Source organism: Streptomyces sp. ActVer (assembly GCF_027270795.1).
GTDB lineage: Bacteria > Actinomycetota > Actinomycetes > Streptomycetales > Streptomycetaceae > Streptomyces > Streptomyces umbrinus_A.
The window spans coordinates 1-19,909 of the sequence record NZ_JAPWHT010000034.1; the positions used below are offsets into that span (position 1 = coordinate 1).

At 70.3% G+C, this 19,909-nt stretch carries 22 protein-coding genes and 2 pseudogenes; 8 read left to right on the forward strand and 16 right to left on the reverse strand.

Annotated elements, in window-relative coordinates; all coding sequences use genetic code 11:
• The 4 genes and pseudogenes from O3Q52_RS08370 to O3Q52_RS08385 form a co-directional block, all read right to left on the reverse strand.
• The coding region (locus O3Q52_RS08370; protein ID WP_269648177.1) for an MFS transporter at positions 1 to 1,110 on the reverse strand (1,110 nt) is incomplete at its 3' end.
• On the reverse strand, positions 1,107 to 2,360 hold the full coding sequence (locus O3Q52_RS08375) for an ATP-grasp domain-containing protein (RefSeq protein WP_269648178.1): 1,254 nt from the start codon (positions 2,358 to 2,360) through the stop codon (positions 1,107 to 1,109). The genes O3Q52_RS08375 and O3Q52_RS08370, both read right to left, overlap by 4 nt.
• Before the next feature lie 55 nt (positions 2,361 to 2,415).
• A complete protein-coding gene (locus O3Q52_RS08380; RefSeq protein ID WP_269648179.1) occupies positions 2,416 to 2,718 on the reverse strand; it encodes a hypothetical protein in 303 nt (100 codons plus the stop codon).
• A 36-nt stretch (positions 2,719 to 2,754) separates the two neighbouring features.
• Positions 2,755 to 3,198, reverse strand: a pseudogene (locus tag O3Q52_RS08385) (MFS transporter); the annotation flags it as partial.
• A gap of 161 nt (positions 3,199 to 3,359) precedes the next feature.
• Between O3Q52_RS08385 and istA the strand changes: the two are divergent.
• Both istA and istB read left to right on the forward strand, forming a co-directional pair.
• Positions 3,360 to 4,991, forward strand: coding sequence for an IS21 family transposase (gene istA / locus O3Q52_RS08390; protein ID WP_269648180.1), 1,632 nt, complete (start codon positions 3,360 to 3,362; stop codon positions 4,989 to 4,991).
• Positions 4,988 to 5,788, forward strand: a complete 801-nt coding sequence (istB, locus tag O3Q52_RS08395; RefSeq protein WP_269648181.1) for an IS21-like element helper ATPase IstB — start codon at positions 4,988 to 4,990, stop codon at positions 5,786 to 5,788. Before istA ends, istB begins: the two co-directional genes overlap by 4 nt.
• Positions 5,789 to 5,930: 142 nt before the next feature.
• Here istB and O3Q52_RS08400 read toward each other — a convergent pair.
• The 12 genes and pseudogenes from O3Q52_RS08400 to O3Q52_RS08455 form a co-directional block, all read right to left on the reverse strand.
• Positions 5,931 to 6,728, reverse strand: a pseudogene (locus O3Q52_RS08400) (MFS transporter); the annotation flags it as partial.
• On the reverse strand, positions 6,725 to 7,246 hold the full coding sequence (locus O3Q52_RS08405) for a regulator (protein ID WP_269648182.1): 522 nt from the start codon (positions 7,244 to 7,246) through the stop codon (positions 6,725 to 6,727). The pseudogene O3Q52_RS08400 and the gene O3Q52_RS08405, both read right to left, overlap by 4 nt.
• Positions 7,243 to 8,085, reverse strand: coding sequence for a winged helix-turn-helix transcriptional regulator (locus O3Q52_RS08410; protein WP_269648183.1), 843 nt, complete (start codon positions 8,083 to 8,085; stop codon positions 7,243 to 7,245). Before O3Q52_RS08410 ends, O3Q52_RS08405 begins: the two co-directional genes overlap by 4 nt.
• Positions 8,086 to 8,127: 42 nt before the next feature.
• Positions 8,128 to 8,541: a hypothetical protein gene (locus O3Q52_RS08415; protein ID WP_269648184.1), complete on the reverse strand. Its 414-nt coding sequence runs from the start codon at positions 8,539 to 8,541 to the stop codon at positions 8,128 to 8,130.
• 10 nt (positions 8,542 to 8,551) lie between these two features.
• Complete coding sequence (locus tag O3Q52_RS08420; RefSeq protein WP_269648185.1) at positions 8,552 to 8,995, reverse strand: hypothetical protein; 444 nt, start codon at positions 8,993 to 8,995, stop codon at positions 8,552 to 8,554.
• Entirely contained in the window at positions 8,992 to 9,474 is a 483-nt protein-coding gene (locus O3Q52_RS08425) for a hypothetical protein (protein ID WP_269648186.1), read from the reverse strand. The genes O3Q52_RS08420 and O3Q52_RS08425 overlap by 4 nt, the downstream gene beginning before the upstream one ends.
• A gap of 103 nt (positions 9,475 to 9,577) precedes the next feature.
• Complete coding sequence (locus O3Q52_RS08430; RefSeq protein ID WP_269648208.1) at positions 9,578 to 9,892, reverse strand: SH3 domain-containing protein; 315 nt, start codon at positions 9,890 to 9,892, stop codon at positions 9,578 to 9,580.
• 181 nt (positions 9,893 to 10,073) lie between these two features.
• A complete protein-coding gene (locus O3Q52_RS08435; RefSeq protein WP_269648187.1) occupies positions 10,074 to 10,823 on the reverse strand; it encodes a hypothetical protein in 750 nt (249 codons plus the stop codon).
• 17 nt (positions 10,824 to 10,840) lie between these two features.
• The gene (locus O3Q52_RS08440) at positions 10,841 to 11,539 is read right to left on the reverse strand and encodes a hypothetical protein (protein WP_269648188.1); all 699 of its coding nucleotides are present in this window, start codon (positions 11,537 to 11,539) and stop codon (positions 10,841 to 10,843) included.
• Positions 11,540 to 11,557: 18 nt separating this feature from the next.
• On the reverse strand, positions 11,558 to 12,043 hold the full coding sequence (locus O3Q52_RS08445) for a hypothetical protein (protein WP_107447417.1): 486 nt from the start codon (positions 12,041 to 12,043) through the stop codon (positions 11,558 to 11,560).
• Complete coding sequence (locus O3Q52_RS08450) at positions 12,040 to 12,582, reverse strand: DUF4913 domain-containing protein (protein ID WP_269648209.1); 543 nt, start codon at positions 12,580 to 12,582, stop codon at positions 12,040 to 12,042. Before O3Q52_RS08450 ends, O3Q52_RS08445 begins: the two co-directional genes overlap by 4 nt.
• Before the next feature lie 241 nt (positions 12,583 to 12,823).
• Positions 12,824 to 13,579, reverse strand: coding sequence for a site-specific DNA-methyltransferase (locus O3Q52_RS08455; RefSeq protein WP_107447415.1), 756 nt, complete (start codon positions 13,577 to 13,579; stop codon positions 12,824 to 12,826).
• Positions 13,580 to 14,094: 515 nt separating this feature from the next.
• On the opposite strand from O3Q52_RS08455, the gene O3Q52_RS08460 reads away from it, so the two are divergent.
• From O3Q52_RS08460 to O3Q52_RS08485, 6 genes are all read left to right on the forward strand, one after another.
• Positions 14,095 to 15,228: a C40 family peptidase gene (locus tag O3Q52_RS08460; RefSeq protein ID WP_119581280.1), complete on the forward strand. Its 1,134-nt coding sequence runs from the start codon at positions 14,095 to 14,097 to the stop codon at positions 15,226 to 15,228.
• Between the two features lie 73 nt (positions 15,229 to 15,301).
• Positions 15,302 to 15,670: a hypothetical protein gene (locus O3Q52_RS08465; RefSeq protein WP_269648189.1), complete on the forward strand. Its 369-nt coding sequence runs from the start codon at positions 15,302 to 15,304 to the stop codon at positions 15,668 to 15,670.
• Between the two features lie 244 nt (positions 15,671 to 15,914).
• Positions 15,915 to 16,223, forward strand: coding sequence for a DUF6112 family protein (locus O3Q52_RS08470; protein WP_061334899.1), 309 nt, complete (start codon positions 15,915 to 15,917; stop codon positions 16,221 to 16,223).
• Positions 16,223 to 16,906 (forward strand): hypothetical protein, encoded by a 684-nt coding sequence (locus O3Q52_RS08475; RefSeq protein WP_269648190.1) that lies wholly within the window; start codon positions 16,223 to 16,225, stop codon positions 16,904 to 16,906. Before O3Q52_RS08470 ends, O3Q52_RS08475 begins: the two co-directional genes overlap by 1 nt.
• Before the next feature lie 36 nt (positions 16,907 to 16,942).
• Complete coding sequence (locus O3Q52_RS08480) at positions 16,943 to 18,319, forward strand: ATP-binding protein (protein WP_269648191.1); 1,377 nt, start codon at positions 16,943 to 16,945, stop codon at positions 18,317 to 18,319.
• A gap of 81 nt (positions 18,320 to 18,400) precedes the next feature.
• Entirely contained in the window at positions 18,401 to 19,873 is a 1,473-nt protein-coding gene (locus O3Q52_RS08485) for an SCO6880 family protein (RefSeq protein ID WP_269648192.1), read from the forward strand.
• The last annotated feature ends 36 nt before the right edge of the window (positions 19,874 to 19,909 follow it).

Sequence of the window (19,909 nt, forward strand, 5' to 3'; positions counted from 1 at the left end):
GAGGAGGGCGGGCAGCAGCAGCGCGTGCGGCAGTGCGGTGACGGTGGTGAGCGCGCCGATGAGGGCGGGGCCGGCGAGCAGGCCGACGTAGCCGGTGACCGCGACGGTGGCGACCGCGCGGGGTCCGCCAGTGCCGGCGGCGGTGATCAGGCTGGGGATCGTGACGGACATGCCCAGGCCGAAGGCCGTCCAGCCGAGGAGGGCAGAGGCGGTGGTGGAGCCGGCCAGTCCGGTGGCGAGGCCGAGCGCGGCCAAAGCGGCGCCGGTGCGCACGACGGTCTCCGCGCCGAAGCGGGCGGTGAGCCGGTCTCCGGCGAGACGGCCTGCGGCCATGGCGGCGCTGTAGAGGCCGTACGCCGCGGCGCTGGCCGCGGCTGTCGCGCCGAGGTCGTGCAGGTGGACGGAGGCCCAGTCGGCAGCGGCTCCTTCGCCCAGCAGCGTGGCGGCGGCAAGCGCGCCGAGCAGCCACAATCGGTGCCGGGACAACCTCCTCGGCTCGGGTGAGCCCGGTGCAGCACCGTGGTGGACGGGCTCGAGTGCGGGGCTGGCGACGGTGCGGGTGAGTCGCGTGGTCGCGCCTGCCGCAGCAGCGGCGCAAGCTGCCACTGCGGCGAACAGAACGGTGTGTGAGGTGTGGGCGGTGGTGGCGGCGAGTGCGGCGCCGAGGAGGGCGCCGAGGCTGTAACTCGCGTGCAGTCGGCCCATGATGGGGCGGCCGTGGGCGTCCTGGCACCGGACCGCGGCGGCATTGGCTGCGACGTCAAGCACGCCGTGCCCGATGCCGAAGGCGAACGCCGCTGCCAGGAGGCTGTCCAGACTGGAGCAGAGCCCGAGGACGGCAAGACAGGCGGCGAGGGCTATAGCACCGCCGGTCAGCAGCGCGGGCAGACGGGCCGGGCGGGCGAGACGTCCGCCTGCCTGGAGTCCGGTGACCATGCCGAGGGCGGCGGCCAGCAGGACCAGGGCAAGCCCGGCGGTACTCGCCTTGGCGGCGTTCTGGACGGCGGGCATGCGCGCGCCGAAGACGGCCATCACCACACCCAGTCCGGCGAAGTACCCGGTCAGCAGGCGGCGGCTGCGCACCAGCTCGGGTACTGCGGTCTGTCTCACGCGGCGCCCTGGCCGGTAGTAAGGGCCGTCGGCGGGACCGGGGCGACCTGGACGTCGAGGTTGCGGTACGCCTCCTGGGCGCGGGCTTCGGCGATAGTGGCGGTCGGCCCGGTGGTGATCAGGAAGCCGATGCGGGCGGTGTACAGGTCGCCGCCGTCCTGTGGCAGTACGAGCGGGTCGCCGGCCTGTCGCTGAAAGCGCACGCGCTCCACTCCCCCGACGTGTGCCGTCAGTCGGCGGGCGGTGAGGGAGCCGGAGTAGGCGGGGTAGATGAAGCGGATCGCCGCCCCCTGGTGGCGGTTGGGCGTCAGGTCGGGGGTATGGCCGCAGGCGATGTCGGCGGCGACACGGGCGAGGTCGACGCCGGTGGCCAGGTGGACGAGGTGTCCGATCATGTCGCCGCCCAGGCGTGCGTTGACCTCGATCAGGCGGGGCCGGTCGCCGATCAGGCGCATCTCGACGTGCTGCACGCCATCGGTGATTCCCAGGGCCTTGATGGCAGCAGCGGCGGTCGGCGCCACCGTTGAAAGGAGCGGATCGGCGGCGTCGACGGTGTGACCTGTCTCGTCGAAGTAGGGGGCGTGGCCCAGGCGCTTGCGGGTCACGGCGACGGCGGTGGTGGTGCCGCGGTGGGTGACGCATTCGACGGAGACCTCCGGTCCGTCGAGGTACTCCTCGACCAGGACGCCACTGTCCTCTCGGCTGCGGCGTGCGCCGGCCGAGGCGAACTCGAAGGCTGCGGGCAGCTCTTCGGGCCGGTCGATGCGGATCACGCCGATGCTGCCAGCCGCTGCGGCGGGCTTGATGACGGCGGGGAAGCCGAGGGTCCTCGTCGCCCGTTCAGCCTCCTGCAGGGTCCGGGCGGTCATCGAGGCTGCCGACGGCACTCCGTGACGGGCGAACAACGTGCGGGCGGTGGCCTTGTTGCGGCAGGCCCTCATCACCTCGACGGAGTTCGCGGCCAGACCGAGCGCGCGGGCGAGGCGGGCGGTGGGGACGAGGTTCCATTCGTCCCAGGTGACGACGCCGGCAAGGTCGTGTCGTTCCGCCAGAGCCCGGCCGGCGGAGAGGAGCGCGGTGGTGTCGTTCAGATCGGCGACGGCGTGGTCGACGATGTGCGGCTTCTCCCACGAGGGCTCGGTGCCGGTCAGCAGGACGATGTCGTACGCGGCGGCGACCTGCTCAAGGCAGTAGCCGCGATCCGCCTCATCGCCCGGGGAGACGACGAGTACGAGGGGGCGAGCGGACAAGAAGGGGTTCTCCGAGTCGGTAGGCGGCAGGACGCGGGAAGGGAAAGGGGGTGTTTCAGGCGGCGCGGCGTCGGCGCAGCTCGAACACGCCGGCCCAGTGGGGGTGGTCGTCGATCAGGCGGCGGGCGTAGAGGGCGGTGTAATTGTTGTTCAGCCCGGCGACCCCGTACGGGAGTTGGCGACGCAGGTCTTCGAAGAGGTCCTTGAGGCTGACCCGTGTGGCACCGGCGGCAAGGCGGCGGGCGGCCATGCGTTCCAGAGCGCGGTAGACGTGGGGATTGTGCGCGTCGAAGGCGTGGAACTGTTCGGTGATGGTGCGACCGCTCGCGCGGTTCGTCCCGAGGATCGTGGTGGGCATGAGGTTCTCCACAGGCTGGGGAAAAGCGCGACAGGGTCAGGTGCACATGGCGGGATCGGCGCGCAGGCGGGCGAACGCGTACAACAGGCCGAGGGCCTGCAGACCGGCGCAGACGGTGATGACGTGGCCCAGCGCGTCGGGCGGGCTGAGCGCGGTGAGTACGCCGGCGACGGGGAAGGGCAGCAGGAGGACGAGGATGGTCGCCGACAGGGTGCTGCCGAACTTCTCCGCGGGGATCAGGCGGGAGCGCAGAGTGCGCAGGACCACCGTCATGCCGCCGTCGGCCGCCATGAGGACCGCGACCAGGACCAGGTAGGACCAGTAGTCGGGGGCCTGGGCGGCGGCGAGGCAGGCGAGCGAGGCGAGGGCGGCGCAGACAGCACCGACCGGCCACAGGCCCAGGCGGTCGAGCGCGAACCGGCAGAGCGTGACGCTGAGGAGCGTCGCTGCGGCGGCTGCGGACCAGACCAGGCCGACGGCTGGCTATGACGGTGCAAAATGGCCCCACCCTGACGGCTTGAGCCGGCCCCACCTGGCGGGTCGCACGGGAGCGTTCGGGGGTTGTGTTGGTTTGAAGTGGCCCCGGCCGAGGGCTTGCGGAGAGACGATCTGAGGGTTCCACCAGGTTCGGGGGACTCTGCATGTCTATCGGCAAGGAAGAGCTGTTTCTTCGTATTCGTCATGATTCATGGCGTGAAGGGCTCTCGATCCGGGCGCTTGCCCGGAAGTACGGAGTGCATCGTCGGCTGGTACGTGAAGCCCTCTCGTCTCCGAAACCGAAACCCCGCCGTCGGCCGACCCGCAGGTCACCGCGCCTGGAACCGTTCAAGGACACCATCGACGGGTGGCTGCGCTCGGATCTGGAGGCTCCACGCAAGCAGCGACACACCGTCAAGCGGATCGTCGCCCGGCTCGCGGAGGAACTCGATGCGCAGGTGCCCTATCCCACGGTGCGTGACTACGTGACGGCCCGTCGGCCGCAGATCGCCGAGGAGGCCGGAGCACCCGTGGAGGGCTACATCATCCGGCACAACCGGCCCGGCTTCGATGCCGAGGTCGACTTCGGCGAACTCCAGGTCCGGGTGGGCGGCGTGGACACCAAGTGCTTCCTGTTCGTCCTGCGGCTGGCCTACTCCGGCAGGGCTGTCCACCGGATCACCGTCTCCAGCGGACAGGAGGCGTTTCTGGAAGGTCACGTGCACGCGTTCAACGTGCTCGGCGGGATCCCGGCGGGGCAGGTCCGCTACGACAACCTGACCCCGGCAGTGCGGCGGGTGATCTTCCACAGCCGGTCGCGGGACGAGAACGCACGCTGGACCTCCTTCCACGAGCACTACGGCTTCACCCCCTTCTACTGCGAGCCGGGACTGCGCGGAGCCCACGAAAAAGGAGGGGTGGAAGGACAAGTGGGGTACTTCCGCCGGAACTACCTGGTCCCGGTGCCCCAGGTCGCCACGTTGGAGGAGCTCAATGCCAAGCTGGCCGCGTTTGAGCGGATCGAGGAGGACCGACGCATCGGTCTGCGTATACGCACCATCGGCCAGGACTTCGCCTGCGAGGCCGAGCTGCTGATGAACCTGCCCGAGGAAGCGTTCGAGACCGGCCTGGTTCTCACGCCCCGGGTGGACCGCTTCGGCATGATCCGAGTGCGGATGGCCCAGTACTCCGTGCCCGCGCGCTGCATCGGACACAAGGTGCGCGTGGTGCTGCGGTCCACCGAGCTGACGGTCTACCACGGTCGTCGGCTGGTCGCCCGGCATCCGCGCCTGACCGGACGCGGCGCGCAGACGATCGTGCTGGACCACTTCCTGGAGATCCTTCTCCGTAAGCCCGGCGCACTCGCCGGGTCCCAGGCGCTGGACCAGGCACGGCGCGAGGGCAGTTTCACCGCAGCGCACGAGGCGTTCTGGTCGGCCGCGACCGGCGCGCTCGGCGACAGCGAGGGCACCAAAGAACTTGTCAAAGTCCTGCTGCTGCACCGGCACATGCACCGCCTGGACGTAGTCGCGGGCATGTCCGCCGCGCTGTCGGTGGGCTCGCATCTGGCCGACGTGGCCGCGGTCGAGGCCCGCAAGGCTGCCGCAGCCGCCGGCCGCGCTCCGACCGTGACCGCTGACACCCAGATCAGCGAACCGCCGCCGCCTCCGCAAGAGCCGGCGGTGACCAGCCTGACGATGCGTCGCGTCGCCCAGCTGCCCGGCGATGCCCGTCCGCTGCCCCAGCTCGGCGCCTACGACCAGCTACTTCGTCGTCCTCGAAGGGATCCGTCATGAGCTCCGCGAACCATTCCCTGACCGAGACTGCCTCGGACGCGGCCATCGACACCGCCTGTCGCGTCCTTCGCCTGCCCACCATCCGTGGTCAATTCACCGACATCGTCCGACACGCGGAGCGCGAACAGCTCTCCTACCGCGGCTTCCTGGCCGAGCTGCTGATGGCCGAGTGCGAGGACCGCGACCGACGCCGCTCGGAGCGACGCATCCACGCTGCCGCGTTCCCCCGCCAGAAGTGGCTGTCGGACTTCGACTACCAGGCCAACCCCTCGATCAGCCCCGCCGTGGTCAGCCAGCTCGCCACCTGCGAATGGGTCCGCCGAGGTGAACCCCTTTGCCTGATAGGCGACTCCGGCACCGGCAAGTCCCACCTGTTGATCGGGCTCGGCACCGCCGCTGCGATGGCCGGCTACCGGGTGCGTTATGCGCTGGCGGCCAAGCTCGTCAACGAGCTGGTCGAAGCCGCTGACGAAAAGCAGCTCACCCGCACCATCGCCCGATACGGGCGCGTTGACCTGCTCTGCATCGATGAGCTGGGATATCTCGAACTCGACCGACGCGGAGCTGAGTTGCTCTTCCAGGTCCTCAGCGAACGCGAGGAGAAGAACAGCGTGGCCATCGCCTCGAACGAGGGCTTCAGCGGCTGGACCAAGACCTTCACCGACCCTCGTTTGTGCGCCGCGATCGTCGACCGGCTCACCTTCAACGGCTCGATCATCGAAACCGGCACCCAGTCCTACCGACTCGCGCACACAGCAGCCCGCCAGCAGAAGAACGCCAGCTCACAGCCTCGCTGACGCCGGGCGAGGCGGAGTACAGGCGGGGCCACTTCAAACCAACACCCGGGGCCCCTTCAAACCGTCACAGAGACCCGTGCGACCCGCCAGGTGGGGCCGGCTCAAGCCGTCAGGGTGGGGCCATTTTGCACCGTCATAGCCAGACGGCCGTGGTGGACTGCCCGAAGTGCTTGACAACGATTACTGGACCGGCCGCTTGGAGAAGTCCGGTGGCCAGGTTGGACAGGGTCAGCCCGGTCACCAGCCAGCCAAGCGCCGGAAGAGAGCGGATGGTGCGCCACCCGTTGAGTAGTCCGGCGCTGGACTGTCCCTTCGGCGCGCCGGCCGGGGCAACGGGGGAGGGGGGTGTGCGCAGGGCGAGCAGCGCGGCGAGAAGCGAGAGCACTGTGATCACCGCGAGCATCGTCGGCGGACCGGCGAGCAGGAGCACTCCGGCGAGGGCGGGGCCGGCCAGGGTCGCGGTCTGGTCGATGCCGAGCAGGGCCGCCTGGACGCGGTGGGCCCGCTTTCTTGCCCGTCGGCCGGCGGCGGCGCCCGCGGTCTCGGCCGCGATGTAACTGAACTCGGTGAGCACGCCGGTCGTAGCCGCCAGCACCAACACCGTTGCGGTCGCCACGGTGCCGGACGGGTGGCAGTGGAGCAAGACCGCGCCGGCGGCGAGGGCCAGCGCGCGCCCCAGGGAGGCAAGATGGAAGACGACTGCCGCCCCGCGCCGGTCGACGATGGATCCGGCCCACCCGAACGCCGCCAGCCGCGGGATCCACTCCAGGACGAACGCGGCGCCCGTCAGCGCGGCGGAGCGCGTGGTGGCCAGGACCAGCAGCGGGATGCCGTAGGTGGACATCGCAAACGCGAGAGCGTCCGCCGTGCGCGGCAGGTAGATGCTGCGCATCAGCCCGGCGGTGTGACGTGCATTCCGGGGTGCAGCCGCTGTGTTCACGCGGCCGGCTCGGGCTCGGACACCTGGGTGATCTGGGGGTTGCCGGTCAGCCACTGGATCAGGAGGGTGCGGGGACGGACAAGGTCCGCTTCGGCCTCGTCGCTGGGCAGCCGCGCGGCGGCGGCCCGCTGCGGCAGGCCGTCGGCGCGCTCGGTCGCGAGCGAGGGCGCCAGGAGGTCGAGGACGTGGCGGACGCGACTGCTGAACTCGCAAACCGGTGCCGGGTAGGCATGGCGTCGAGCCCAGCGCGCAGCCGCGTCGTACAGGTCGGCCAACTCCGAACCCGACTCGGTGAGTTCCAGGCCGGCGCCGGACGCGGTCCGGACGAGACCGTGGGCGCGGGCCGCTTCGGCAGCGCGGCGCAGTTGGTGCGAGGAGAGGTCGGGGAGGGTACCGGCCAGCCGTCGCGGCGGTATCGCCCCGTTGTCGTCGATCTCGGTGACCAGGCGGATCAAGGAACGCGAAGCCAGCAGCTCGACCGCGTTGCGTACTTCGGCAGAGGTGAAAAAGGTAGTCATCGGCGCGGACCTCCCGCCGGGATGGCTGCCTTCGGCCGGGCGGCCGTGGCATGGGAGAAGAGATCGCGGTTGTGCCACGCCGGAGAGGACTCACCCGTCCGGGCCTGCGGGAGGGTTACGGGGGCCGGCCGGGACTGGCTGCTGACCCACGGCCTCGGCGCGAGCTTCGCCTGCGGATGCCCCCAGACCGGGTGCTGGGCCGCCTGGTTGAGGGGCTGTCCGGCACACCAAGCGGACAGGGCGCCGAGAACGGGGCTCAGACCGTCGCCCGCCGCGGACAGCCGGTAGGGCAGGCCGAGGCCCTCGGTGTCGACCAGGCCGTCGGCGACGAGCTGTCGCAGCGGCGGGTACACGTTGGTCCAGTCGCTGCTGGGCATCACGATCCGGGCCAGGGCCCGCCCGCTGACCTCCTGGCGGGACTTCAGCACCCACAGGATGGCGGCGGCGTGCCGCCGGGTGAGCAGGGTGAGGCTGTCCTCGATCTGCTCGATCGCGGGCAGCGGGCGGTCCGCCTTCTCCAGATGCTCCTCGGCCCAGGTGACGATCACCGGCAGGACCGGCAGCAGGGCGGCCCCACGCTCGGTGTGGCCGTAGGTCACATGCCGTGCGGTGTGTTCGGTGCGCTCGACGAGCCCGGCGTCGCACAGCGACTTGAGCTTGGGATGGAGCTGGCCGTTCTGCAGCCAGGACACCTTGGCCGCCAGCTCGCTATAACGCTGTGGCGGGCCGGAGAGTGCCAGCAGGATCCTCACGTTCCAGCGCGGGGTGATCATAGCGAGGGCCTCGGTGACCCGGGCGATGTCGGCATCGGTGTCGGGAGGCAGAGCGGTGATGGCCAAGGGGAGGTACTCCTGGGTGAGTAAAGGGAAATCGCCAGCGGATCAGCGGCTGTGCGCGGTGCTCTGGGCCGGAAGTGGCGGAGCCGGAACGGGTAGCGAGGGAGTCGGCGGGGTCCGGGCTGGGTCCGGGACGCGGGCCAGGCTCTGCAGAACGGCGGCGACCGACTTGGCCTGGACGTCGCGGACTGCGACGGCTTCAGCGAGCCGGCGGGAGCCGTCGAGGAGATGGGAGACCTCGTGTCGGCCGATCTGCCGCTCGGGGTGGATGAGCTGGGCGAGGTGGTCGCGGTGGAAGTCGATGCTCCGCTCGGCGAGGGCGAGGTCGTGGTGCATGCCGAGCAGGGCGGAGAGCATGCCGGGCGGCTGGTCCTGGGCGTGGGCTTCGAGGTCGGCGAGCGGCGCGCCGTAGAGGTCCTCGATCCGTCCGGCTATCTCGGTGGACGTGAGGTGAGACAAGCGGGGGCTTTCACGGTCGGCGGGCCCGGGCCGCCCTGGCACGCTGAGGTGCCGGGGCGGCGGACGGGGGTAGGGCTGCGGTGACCCTGAGTTGTGCCGTTCGGATGGGACGGGCCCGCTGGTCGGGTGGAGGCATGGTGCGCAGCAGCTCGCCGAGGGCGGCGCGGTAGCCGTCGCGGGCGTCCAGCGCCGCCTCCAGCCACTGCGCGTCGAAGCGGAGCTTGTCGGCCGACAGCTCGCCCATGTCGCGGTCCGGATCCATGTCCGCGCACACGCGGTCGCGGACGCGGGCGACCTGCTCCTCGGTCAGAGCCAGAAAGGAACGCAGTTCCAGGGCACGGGCGAGGGCGGGAGAGGCATCGTGGCCCACTGCCGCCTCGTACAGCTTCGAAACGGGGCTCCCGAAGACTTTCTGCAGGTCGCCGTCCATCGTGCTGGACTTGACCCTCCTCAACGGACGGGCCTTCCTGTCCGCCCCGCCGACGCCGGCACGGGTGTACCCGCGGGTCGGTGGGGAGCGCTGGTCTGCACCGCGGGCCCGGTTCGGGGGCGAAGGCGGGCGAGCCGTTCGGCGGCGAGGTCCTTCTTGCCCGGAGCGTCCGGGTCGAGGAGCCACCGCACGACCAGGGCCCGGCCGTCGCGTGCGGTGACAGCCGCGTTCACGCTGTGGGCAAGGCCCATCGTCGGGTCGTCGACCTCGCTGGGCTGGGTTTCCAGCGCGGCGAGGAGGTCGTCCTCCGCGCGCTCGAGCAGGGACTGGGCCTCGATGAGAAGGCCGTGCCACTTGACGACGTCGGCGGCGTCAGGGTTCACGCTCGGCGCGGCGGCGACCGCGGCCTTCAACTGGTCCATGTCCATGGCGAAGCGCGCTTCGATCCGTTCGGTGAGCACGCCCACGACATCCTCAGCCTCATCGGATATGCCGTCGGACAAAAGAGAAACTCCTTTTCTAGAAAGACCGGTGCCTGGGGGGGGAATGCGAGGGGGCGGCCGTACCCGGCGGCTCAGCCGCTTACGGGCACCTGCTGAATACCTGTCAGTCCAGGCACATACGGGTATCGCGGTAGACGTAGGTTCCGGACACCCAGCCCTTGACGCCGGTCGACCTGTCCGTGATGTAGAGCCAGTTGCCGCTCTTCTTGTGCACGGTGAACTTGTGGCTCTTGTAAAGCACGCCGAGCGCGGTGGACTTCGTGGTGGCCTTGGACCGGATGGTCACAGCCGACGCGTGGACCTTGTACGGCAGCGGAGGCAGGGACGAACAGCTGCTCGCGGGGGCCGCAGTTACCGCGGCGGGTGCCGCACTGGCGGTGGTGGCGCAGAGCACCGGCAGGGCGAGCGTGCCGAGCATCGCCACGGATATGGCAATTCGTGTGGAGCGCATGCGGAAGAAACCTCCGTGAAGGCATAGGGATTGCGTGGAATGGCGCCGCGGGAGTTGTCCCGGCGGCTGTATAAGAGTCCGGAGAATCGCCGGTTTGGCTAACCGGCGATCGTCGGCTATGTTGCGCCGCCAGCGTCGGCTTTGGCGCTCAGCGCGAGCGGCCGGGCGGGCGTGGAGCAGGGGCCTTCGGCAGGACGGCCGGGCGGCTGGCTGCGGCTGCCGGGCGGACCGGCGGCAGGGGGCCGGCCTCGCCGGTAAGCCGGTCGTCGCACCACTGCAGGGCTTCGCCCACGGTGTCGAAGCCGCCCTCGCGCAGGGTGTGCGTCCACGCGTCGGTGTCGACCTCCTCGACCACGACGCGGAACGGGCTGGGGGCTCGCTCGTCCAGGGCGCGCAGTGCCACGACGGTGACCATGTCGTCCGGGTCGTCGCGGGTGTAGGAGTAGCCCATGGCGTAGTGGTCGCCATCGTGCGCGAGGCGTCGCTCCAGCGCACTGGTCGCCTCGTCTGCCGGCGGTGGACCCACCTCGGGGTCGAGGCCGATGGCGTCCTGCGGGCAGCCGCGGTGGACGAGCCAGGACTGCGCCATCGCGGGCAGCGGCATGGCGGCCTGCTCGAAGGTGAACGTCCGCTTCTCTCGGTCCCGTTGCAGATGCACGGCGAGCAGCTGCGGCATACCAGGGTGTCCCCAGGTGGCGGTGCGGTCGAAGAGGACGTAGTAGCTTTGCGCGCCGTTGGGAGTGTGGTGTGCGGCGAGGGGGACGAGCATGTCCTCGTGGACGGCGACCTGGCGGTAGAAGTCGAGGTACATCTCCTCGTCGGCATCGAAGTCGTCCAGCTCGAAGTCGACTTGGGGGATGGGCTTCCGGGCTGGCGCCGGTTCGGTAGGTGGCAACAAGGACCTTTCGGTGGAGTTCAGCGCCGCTGCACTGGCGTGGACGGCGACGTGCCGGGGCGAGCCGGGAGCGTGGGTGCCCGTGTCGTGGGGGTCCGACGGACGGCGAACAGCGCGGCGCGTCCGGCGTCGGTGAGTGCGACCGGCTGGCCGGCGTGCACGGGGTGGTCGGTATCCCTCACGACCAGGCCGGCGTCCTCCAGTCGCTGCAGCTTGGCGTGTGGGATGCGGGTACCGGAGGCGGCTGTGACGGACATCCGGCCGGTCAGCAGGTGTTCGTGGAGCTTGGCGCCGCCGGCGATGGCGAGCAGCGCGGCCTGGTCGTCCGTCGAGAGCTGCTGCGCGCCGGGCGCCGGGGCCTCTGCGGCGGCCTCGATGGGCTCCAGGGCGGCGAGTACCTTCCCGGCGGCGGCGTTCCGCGCGGCGGCGGCCTCCTCCAGCTGGTCCACGGTGCGGTGGATGCGCGTGAACAGGGCGTCGTTGATGTCGAACTCGCCGCTGGAAAGGCGGTTCAGGAGGCGGAGGTAGAAGGTGACGCCGGTCTGGGTCTTGGCCAGCTCGCGGTGTCGGTCGACCAGGTGGGCGTGTGGCTCGTGGAGGATGCCGCGGTCGCGGTAGGCCCACAGGGTGTCGATGTCGTGGCCGGTGGCGGCTTCGAGGCGGTGGTCGAGCGGGGAGACCGCACGCCGGGCTGGTGTCGGCGCGGGTTCAGGGGGCATAGGCGAGGTTCCGTGCGTTCAGCGGGTGTGGTGGTGCGCGGGGTTGTGTGCGGGACGGGGCAGACCCGGCGTTGCGGTGGGCGGTGGACCGGGCCGGGGCGCGGGAGTGCGGGTGGTCAGCTGCGGGGAGCGGGAGCGGGCCGCGTGGGTGCGGGCGCTCAGCGGCCGGCGGGTCATCCCCAGGCGGCGGCCGACCTCGTCGTAGACGTCGTTGCCCGCACGCGGCCGGATGGCGACGACGTGGATCTCCTTGGGGTGCGCGGACTCCGCGGGGGCCGGGCGGACGCCGTAGACGACGCGCCAGTCCTTGCGCGAGTCCACGAACAACTTTCGGTAGCCCTCCAGGTCACCGTCGAGGCGCAGTCCGAAGCGCTGCGCGTTCACGACTTCCTGCAGGTAGGCGAGGGCGAGGTCGCGGATATCGCTGGGGGCCTGGAGGAGATCGGTCAGCGCGCGGGGGTCGAAGCTCAGTCCGAAGGCGGGCTGTCCCTGTCCCGCGGTCATGACGTCGGCTCTGCAGGCCCGTCGGCTTCGGCCGTGGCCGCCGTCTGCGTGCGCGCGGACGGCGGCGGGCCGGGCAGAAGACGGTGCGCGGGCCGGTCGGGAGAGGTCATGCAGGCCGACAGCGACCCGCCCGGTGCGCGCACGGCCGCAAGGGCGTGGGTGAGGAAGTCCCGGTGCCACACGAACAGGCCGCTCAATCCGGCTTCGGGGTCCTTGTGCTGCTGGTAGGCGAGCCACAGGGCGTGGAGCCAGGCCACGACGTCGTCGTGCTCCTGCCACTGCAGGCACCAGGGCGCTGCGGTGGTGACCTCCGCCCCGTACACCGGGAGGAAGAAGTCGTCGATCCAGTCCGACAAGGCGTCGAGTTCGTCTTCGCGTTCCTCCCCGTCGAGTTCCAGGATCGGGCGGGGCTCCGGCGGAGCGGCGGCAGGCGGCCCGCCGAGCCCCGGCATGCCGAACGCGGCGAACGGCGATCCGCTCGGCTCAGGGACGGACGCGAGGTGGTCGAGTTGCTGCGCCTGTTGCGCCGACTGCTCCATGAGCCGTCGGACGCTCGCCTCGATTCCTTCCAGCTGTGGGTCGGGAATGCGTACCGGCTCCAACTCCCCATCGTCAGGGGGTTTTATGGGTTCGGGCATGAAGAAGTTGGGCCTCCTACGAGACGCGGAATGTAAGGAAGACGGAAGCGGCAATGCTCGGACCGCCGACGGGTGACAAGTCCACTTTCGCCGGATTGCCGACTAGGGCGTCAGTCGCCTTGACGGGAAGCGCGCTCACGGCTCAGGCGGTGAGAACCACGTCGTCTTGCGTGAGGGTCTCGCGGATCGTCTCGGTGAGCCGGTCAGCCGCGATCGCCGCGTAGTGCTCGGTCTTCTCCACGCCGATGAAGTCCCTGCCTTCCAGCAGAGCGGCCACCCCCGTGGAGCCGGAGCCGGCACAGAAGTCGAGCACCGTACCGCCCTCAGGACTGATCTTGACCAGCTCGCGCATCACCTCGACGGGCTTCTGCGTGATGTGCTGACGCTTCGCCCCCGAGGGCTGCGAGGCCGAGTACATGCCGGGCAGATAGACGGGGTTCCGGGAGCCGTCGATCGCCCCCTTGCTGGCCCAGACGATGAATTCACAGTTCTGGGTGAACCGGCCCTTCTGGGGCCTGGCCTGCGGCTTGTGCCAGGCCAGTACCCCGCGCCACAGCCATCCTGCCGCCTGGATCGCATCCGTCGTGATCGGGAGTTGACGCCAGTCGGTGAACAGCAGAGCGGTCCCGCCGGTCTTGGTGAGGCGGTGGGCTTCGGTCATGATCTGCGTCAGCCAGAACCCGTAGCTGCGCTGGTCCATGTTCTCGCCGGTGAAGTCCGGCAGGGTGTGCTGGGCGTCGGCGGAGGTGTACTTCTGCTTCGCGGAGCGGGTGGTGCGCTCCTTCGCGGTCCTACCGCCCGAGTTGTACGGCGGATCGGTGATGACGGAGTCGACGCAGCCGTCCGGAAGGCCGGCGAGAACACTGAGGGCGTCGCCCTGGTGCAGGGAAAAAGGCAAAGAGGAACCCCTATTCGGGTGCGGAGTCGCGGAGAGAACTCACCGCCTCGCACAGAAATCCTCGCGGGCCGGAAGTGGGCATGCAGAAGCCCAGGGCCACAGACCGAGGAAGGCGAGGGGGGAGTCCAAAAACTGTAGAGGCGAAAACGCCGACGACCAAGAAGCTGGCGTGAGGTGCCGGATTCCGATACCTCACGCCAGCTTTTTGGTCAACCGCCGATCTGGGCCTACTGTTTTTGAACCGCCCGGCGCACACCGCCGCTGGCTACTCCCCTGCCCCACCTCACGGAGGTGCCACCTTGCCCCGGCACACCTAGCTCACGGCCCGGCCACGCGGAGCGAGCGGCAACTCGCCCACACCGGCCCGCCTTGATCGCCCACCCCGGCCGCCGCGCCCTTCCCATCACGCCTCGCGCACGCGGCACGGCCGGACACTGCACCCCGAAGGACACGCTCATGACGTCTCGCCACCCACCCACGCCCGAAAGCCCTGACCGGCGAGCGATCCGCTCCGGTTGAAGGCGCTCGCCGCCGGCATCGGCGTCGTCTTCCTCTCCCCGATCCTGATCGCCGGCACCGGCATGATGCTGGCCTCCTCCGCCGACGCCGTGCAGAGCAGCAGCTCCTTCAGCAGCTGCCTCACCGACATCGACACCGACGAGGTCGCCGAGCAGGTCACCAAGATTCTCGACGGCGCGTCCGGCAAGAACGTCCACGTCGAGGGCCTGGACCTGCCCGCCGAACAAGTCCCCAACGCGGCGACGATCGTGGCCGCTGGCCTCTCGCTCGACGTCCCCAGGAAGGGACAGATCATCGCGCTCGCCACCGCGATGCAGGAGAGCCGGCTGCGCAACCTCAACTACGGGGACCGGGACTCGCTCGGCCTGTTCCAGCAGCGTCCCTCCCAGGGCTGGGGCAGTGCCCAGCAGATCCGCGATCCGGTCTACGCCTCCGAGCAGTTCTACAAGCACTTGCTCAAGGTGAGCGGCTGGCAGCAGATGACCGTCGCCCAGGCCGCCCAAGCCGTGCAGAGATCCGCCTACCCCGACGCGTATGCGCAGTGGGAGAGCCTGGCCACCGCGCTGCAGGATGCCATCGCCAAGACCTTCCCAGGCGGCGGCACCGACGCGGACAACAAGGACGCAGACCAGGGCGAGCAAGCATCGACCGGCACGAGCGGCTGTGCTCCGGGCCAGGACGGTTCCGGCTTCGGCCGTATCCCCGAGGGAAGCGTCCCGAAGGGCTACGCGATCCCGAAGGACGCCGATCCGAAGGCACGCAAGGCCATCGAGTGGGCTATGCACCAGCTCGGCACGCTCTACCAGTGGGGCGGCACCTGCACCAACGCTCACGGCCCCGACCCCATGGGCCGCTGCGACTGCTCCAGCCTCATGCAGCAGGCGTACGCACATGCAGGCGTCACGCTCACCCGCACCACGTATACGCAGGTCAACGAGGGCAAGGCGGTCTCGCCAGCTCAACTCAAGCCCGGCGACCTGATCTTCAGCCGCGGCAGTGCCGCCCGCCCTGAGCACGTCGGCATGTACATGGGCGAGGGCCTCGTGATCGAGGCGCCGCGCACCACCAAGCCGGTCCGGATCACTCCGATCGAGGACTGGACGATTCTCGCCGTCCGCCGCGTCCTGTGACATCGGCCGGGGCGCAAGGGGCCCCGGCGCACCATCTCTGACCGAGATTCCCCCAACAGTACGGAGCATCTTCTTGATAACCCGCCACCGCGCCCAGCGTGCCCTCGCGGCAGCCTCTGTGGGCCTGGCCGTCGCCGCCGGCGGCCTCGCCACCGCCACCGCAGCACAGGCGTACGACACCGGCACCACCACCATCAGCTGCAGTGCGGTCAAGGTGCGCAAGGCACCGTCGAAGACGTCCACGGTCTTGGGCATCGGCTACAGGCACGACAAGGTCGTCTACGACCAGTGGGTCTACAAGAAGGCCGAGAAGACCTGGTACACGCGCGGCACCGTCACCCGGAAGTCGGACGGCAAGAAAATCGGCCGCGGTTACATGATCTACAACTGCGCGAACCCGTACAAGACCAACCCCGCTCCGAAGCCGCCGATCCCGAAGTAGGGGTCTTCCACTGCCGGTTCGTCCCCTGAGCCGGCGCCTTCGCCGGGAGCACCGGCTCGGTCCGCAGCCTCGGCGCGGCACCTGCTGCGTCCTCGTGCGAGCGATGCCGTCTCTTCGCGGACGCCGCCCGGCCAGCCCGTGCCTCCACGGTGTCTGCCCTCCCTTTCTACGAGGCGCTGCCTCGTTCCTCCCTTTCCTTCTGTGATTCCCGCGCGCCAAATTTCGGCGCGCCCAAGGAGCTTCCTTGCCCCTACTCGAAACCGTGCAGTACCTGGCCTACGATCCCGGCATCACGCCGTCGGGCGGTGGCCTGCCCGGCCTGAGCGTGCTGAAGAACGTCGTCAACTCGATCAACCTGTTCGGCATCATCGCCGTCGTCGGCGCCCTCGCTGTGTCGCTCGGCGTGTGGGCTTGGGGACACCACACGGGCGGTCACCAGGCCGAGGCCAACGGGAAGAAGGGCGCGGTCGTGGCCGCGGGCGCCGCCCTGGGCCTGGGCGCCGCGAACGGCATCGTCGCGTTCTTCTCGACCCTCGGGTCGCAGGTGCACTGATGAAGAAACGACTCCCCTCCCTGTCGTCGTATGGCAGTGGCTGGTCGGCCAACCGGCGCATCGCGATCGTCGCCTCCGCCGTCGCAGTCCTGCTCGCCGTCGCCGGGATCGTCGCCCTGCTGACCGGCGGCGGCAACGGCCACCAGGCCCCGGGCACCGCCGCGCCTACCCCGAGTGGCAGCCCGTCCTCCGAGGCCGCCCCCAAGCCTTCCTCCGGATCCGGGTCGGTGTCCCAGCCTCCGCAGATCGCCGAACCGGTCGCCTACGCCAAGGCGGCGGCCCGGATGCTGTGGTCCTACGACACCCGCGACACCAGCCGCGACCAACAACTCGCCGGCATGCGCGCCTGGATGACCACGGAGACCACGTACACCGACTGGGCCTCGGTCTCTGGCCAAGTGCCCGATCCGGTGCTGTGGTCGCGGATGGCCGACCAGGACCAGCACGCCACCGCCAGCGTCACCGAGGGCCACTACCCCTCCGCGTTCAAGCAGGCGCTGGCCGACGACCCGTCCGCGATCACCGAGGCGTACATCTACGTCGTCACCGTCAACGGCACGCAGCAGATCGCCTGGAAAAAGGGCGGCGGCGGAGCCGAGGAACGGGCCGTGACCCTCGCCGTCCAGTGCCGCCCGAATCACGACTGCACCCTGGCCGCCATCGCCCCGAGCGTCACGCAGTGACCCGCGCCTGAGACAAGAAAGGAGGAGTAACTCCTCGTGGGTTTCTGTGATTTCCCCCTGGCAGACAAGCTGTGCGCCGTCGGCGACGCAGTCGATTTCGCCTCGGACCCCGGCAAGGCCATCGGTGACTGGATGGCGAAGTCCGCCGGTGAACTGGCCGCCGCCGCAGCCGATCTGGCCGCCGAGGCCGTCAACACCACCACGAAGGTCGACCTCAACGCGTCGTGGTTCGTCGACAACTACGAGATGCTGCTGCCTCTGGGCCTGGTCCTGCTGGTCGCCACATTCTGCGCACAACTGGTCCGGGCCGCCATCCGACGCGACGGACAAGCCCTGGCACAAGCGTTCACCGGCACCATGAGCGGCGTCCTGTTCGCCTTCTGCGCCATCGCCTTCACCACGGTCGCCGTCGAAGTGGTCGATGCCGTCAGCGACGGCCTGTTCAAGACCGCCCACCTGAACATCGAGTCGGCCGTGCGACGCATCGTGAAGGTCAACCAGATCGCGAGCCTGTCCGGGATGGGCTGGCTCGTTGCGGTTGTCGCCGGCCTTGGTGCCGCCGTCGGTGCCTTCCTCTACTGGTGCGTGATGATGGTCCGCAAGGTCGGCATCCTCGTCATGGTCACGCTGGCTGTCTTCGCGTCCGCCGGCGGCGGGTGGGAGGTCGCGCGGCGCTGGCGCAAGGGCTGGATCGAGGCCACCGCCACCCTCGTCGTCTCCAAGCTCCTGATGACCGTGATCTTCGTCCTCGGTATCGCCGCCATGGGCAAAACCGAGGCCACGGACGGCATCGCCGCTCTAGCCGACGTCATGTCCGGCATCGTGATCATGATCCTGGTGCTGCTGTGCCCCTACGCCGTCTTCAAGTTCGTGCACTGGGCGGCCGACGGGACCGACGGCGAGTCCATCCACCGTGCCGGTGGCGCCGGAGCGCAGATCGCCAAGGCGCATGCCGAGAACGCCGCCCGCAAGGCCGCCGCGGCTGCGGCCACCGCCGGAACCGGTGGCGCTGCAGCCGGAGCAGGCGCCGCACCGCAGGGGCCCGACGCCGCTGGCGGTGGCGGGTTCCCCGGCGACGTCGCCGCCAACCCGACCGGCAGCGGAGGAGGCAAGGAAGGTTCGCAGGACGGCGGTACGGGCATCTCGCCCGGTGGCGACGCGGTCAAGTCCGGTCTGGAGAAAGCCGTCCAGCCCGCGCCGACGAGCGTGTCCGACGACACCAGCGGCCAAGTGGGCGGCAGCCCAGGGCCGGGCGGGCCCGGAGCGAACGCCGCCTCCGGCCAGGGCAGCGGATGGCAGTCCGCGCCGCCGACCACCACCGCACCGCCGCAGGGCGCACCTCCGCCCTCCGGCTCACAGAACGCCACGTCCAGCGGGTCGGCCTCACCCTCTCCGCCGCCGACCGGCCTCTGATCCCCTGCCCGTCCACCGGGGGCGGGACGTGCGCTGCACCTCCCGCCCCCGGGTTCCCCCGCGTCTCCAGGACCCGCCCCTTTGACTGATCTCTCCGTCGCCCCGGTCACGGTGAAGTTCCCGCACCGGTCCCGCCGCGGCATCCTCCTCGGCCTCTCCCTGCCCCAACTCATCCTCGTCTCCTGCACACTGGCGCTCCTGCTGATGACGGTGGTCTCCACCGGACTGCTCGGCGCCGTCGCCCTGGCCCCGCTGTGGGCGGCATCCGGTGCGCTCGTCACAATCCGCCGGCACGGCCGCTCCCTCATCGACTGGGCACCGATCGTCGCCCGCTACGCACACCGCCGCCGCACCGGCCAGACCCTCTGGCTCGCCCGGCCCGTCACCCGGCCCCGGCAGGACGGCATCCTCCACCTGCCCGGCACCACCGCCTCCCTCAAGGTGGTCACCCCCGGCGACTCCGTCAACGGCGCCGCGGCCGTGCACGACCCGCAACAGCAGACCCTGACCGCCATCGCCCGCGTCACCAGCCGCGCCTTCGCCCTCCTCGACCCCGCCACCCAGAACCACAACGTGAGCAGTTGGGGACGCGCGCTCGCGGGTATCGCCCGCACCGGGCACGTCGCCACTGTGCAGGTGCTGGAACGCACCGTCCCCGACTCGGGCGACACCCTCACCCGCCACTGGACCCACAACGGGCAGCCCCAGACTCCCGTCGCCGGACAGATCTACTCCGAGCTGGTCTCCTCGGCCGGCCCTGCCGCCGCCCCGCACGAGACCTACCTCGCCATCTCCCTCGACCTCAAGGCCGCCCGGCGCCTGATCAACCAGGCCGGCGGAGGGCTGCCCGGCGCGTTCACCGTCATGGAGCAGACCAGCGCATCCATCGCCCAGGCCGCGCGCAACGCCGGACTCCAGGTCACCGGATGGCTGACCGCGAGGGAGATCGCCGCCGTCATCCGCACCGCCTACGACCCAAAGGCGCTCGCCGCCCTCCAGCAGTGGTCCGAGACCGGCCGCGCCGAGGCCGACCCCGCAGCCGCCGGGCCCGTCGTCCAGTTCGAGGAGTACGACCGGCTCGCCACCGACAGCGCACGGCACGCAACGTACTGGGTGGAGAACTGGCCGAGGACGGAGATGGGGGCCGGGTTCCTGCACGGGATCATGTTCACGGCCGGCGTGCGGCGCAGCCTCTCCCTTATATACGTGCCGCAGGGACTCGAGTCCGCGCTGCGAGACGTCCAGCGGAAGAAGGCGGCGATCATCGCCGACGCCAACGAGAGGGCCCGCCGGGGGCAGGTCGACAGCGAGGAAGACTCCGTCGAGTACGCCGACGTCAAGCAGCGTGAGCGCCAGCTCATCGCCGGACATGCCGACGTGGCCCTGACCGGCCTGGTCACCGTCACCGCCGAGACCGACGCCCTCCTGGACGCCGCCTGCGCACAGATCGAGACCCACGCCGTCACCTCCGGGGTCGATCTGCGACGGCTCAACTACCAGCAGCCGGACGCCTTCGCCCTCACCGCGCTCCCACTCGCCCGGACCGCCCTGTGAGCCGGGCCCGTCCCCGCCGGTCAGCGCCGTGGCGCC